We start from the raw sequence: 2,049 nt of genomic DNA on the forward strand, positions 1-2,049 counted from the left end.
CGTGTTTGAGTTGCTCGACGTTCCGATTCCGATGACGCTGGTCGGCGGGTAGTCACTAATTTTTGATCTTGGATGCTGAGCTTCCTGGTCAGACCCGCATCAGTCCAGCAAGATCAAGCAAGTTCGGGTTAGGGAGTCGATTGGTGTGCGCTCCTGTATCAAGGTGAACGACAAAGCGGAGTAGTGGCCGTAGACCACGCCGGCCAGGGCGAATCCGGCCAGCGAGGGAGCCCGGTGCGTGTGCCAGGCGAAGGGCAGCATGCAGACCCCGTGCCCCGCGATGATGCCGAGCATGACCGGCCACACCGGCAACCGTCGCAGGAGGCCCCGGGCCAGTTTTCCCACCACCGCGCCGAAGCCGAATGCGGTCCAGAAGGCCCCCAGCGTGCCGCTCCCGGCACCGAGCTCACGCGCCACGAACAGGGCAAGGCCGCCTCGGCCGGGCCGAAGAAGGCGTTGAACAACCACGTCAAGACCAGCAGGCCGGAAAGCTCGGGACGCTGAAGGAAGACTCGCAGCCCCGCGACGGCGTCATCGGCGCGCGGCCCAGCTGGGAGCCGGGCAGTAGTGGCACGCACCGCCAGGACGGCGAAGGTGGCGGCGTCCAAGCCGATGATCCACGCGGATGAGATGACCGAGGCCAGAAGACCGGCCAGGGCAGGACCCGCGATGAGCGAACTCCAGATGCTTGTGCTCAAAACGGCGTTGGCAGCCAAGCGCTGCTCGCGCGGTAGCAGCAGGGCGAACAGCGCGTGCCTGCTGGCCTTGCCCCAGGCGTGCAGTAAGGATGAGGCGGCCAACAGCGTCACGTACAAGGCCGGGTCGAGGGCTCCCAGGACGTGGGCGACCGGGACGGCGGCCAGCAGGCGGCCGGCGCTGAGCCGCCACGCCCACCGCCCCACCACCAGGCTGCCCACGGTGCTGGGCAGGATGTAGGCTGCCACCGCCGCGCCGACCACGACGCTTGACCGCCGGGCGGAGCGATCGACACCGCCAGCCACGCCACGGCCACGACGCTCATCCCGTCCCCGAGGTCGGAAAGGGCGAACACCGGCATGAAACTGCGGAAATGCCGCTCGGCGAGCAGCGGGCGATAGGTGGCGGGCAGCAGGTGGGACGCTCTCAAAGGCATGCACGTTACGGTGAAGGCTCAAGCACGCTTGAAGTCAACCGCGAGCATGAGGCGGGCGGGATGACGTGCGTCACCTGGGAATCGGCGAACTAGCGCGGACGGTGAGCATGCGCGCCTCGACTCTGCGGTTCTGGGAGCAGATCGGCCTGCTGCCGGTCGCCCAGCGCGAGCGCACGACGCGAACCTGCAGGCTGTCATGCCGACGCTGGTCTCAGCCGCGGTACAACCTCGGCATGATTCCCCAGCAGTGGCGTGACGATCCGGCCTTTGCTCAAGCGCTCCACCCGTACGTGGACGCCAAGCTGAGGGGGCCGATGCCGCACACCGTCGTCGATCTTGCCACCGCGTTGCCACCCGATGATGCCCGGGCGGTGCTGTTGCACGGCCTGGAGACCTGGCGGCCCTATGCTGCGGCCCGCACGCTTGTCGAGTGGTACGCAGACGACGAGCACGTCCGTACAGCCCTCCAGGTGACCCCGAAGCAGATTGTGACAGGTCCACTGGTGTGCGGCTTGTGCGACCAGGCGTTCGCCCCAGTCGAGCGCAAGTCGTGACCCTTAAGGAAGTTCAGCGCGTTGGTCGTCACGGCCGACAGGGTCAACAGTGGCCAAGCTACCATCGAGAACGCTCAAGGCGATTTGGGGTTGGGTGTACAGCCGTGGATTCTTCTGCAAGTGCTCCACTTGATCGGGAGTTAACTGCCGTACCAGAAGCACGCCATCAGCCTTCACAATCAAGATGTCGCCAATAGACATCAGTGCATTGTCGGTGTTCTGGAGCTTATCGAGCAGGCAGGGCTGAATGCGTTCTCACATCGTGAGACCGAGAGCGATCAGTGGGTGTTCGAAGTTGTCGCGTGCCCATCGGGTTCCATCGGCGATGTTGGTGAAGTTGAGCAGGCGTAACGCGCCAATCGC

The 2,049-nt window shown here is 65.3% G+C and carries 3 protein-coding genes; 2 read left to right on the plus strand and 1 reads right to left on the minus strand.

Features of this window, described 5'->3' with window-relative positions; genetic code table 11:
* Positions 1 to 99 precede the first annotated feature (99 nt).
* Entirely contained in the window at positions 100 to 417 is a 318-nt protein-coding gene (locus ABGB08_RS54415; RefSeq protein WP_347608418.1) for a hypothetical protein, read from the minus strand.
* 150 nt (positions 418 to 567) lie between these two features.
* On the opposite strand from ABGB08_RS54415, the gene ABGB08_RS54420 reads away from it, so the two are divergent.
* Complete coding sequence (locus tag ABGB08_RS54420) at positions 568 to 936, plus strand: hypothetical protein (RefSeq protein WP_347608421.1); 369 nt, start codon at positions 568 to 570, stop codon at positions 934 to 936.
* 261 nt (positions 937 to 1,197) lie between these two features.
* Positions 1,198 to 1,686: a MerR family DNA-binding transcriptional regulator gene (locus tag ABGB08_RS54425; RefSeq protein WP_347608424.1), complete on the plus strand. Its 489-nt coding sequence runs from the start codon at positions 1,198 to 1,200 to the stop codon at positions 1,684 to 1,686.
* Positions 1,687 to 2,049 lie beyond the last annotated feature (363 nt).

This window comes from Acrocarpospora sp. B8E8, assembly GCF_039871605.1.
GTDB classification, from domain to species: Bacteria; Actinomycetota; Actinomycetes; order Streptosporangiales; family Streptosporangiaceae; genus Acrocarpospora; species Acrocarpospora macrocephala.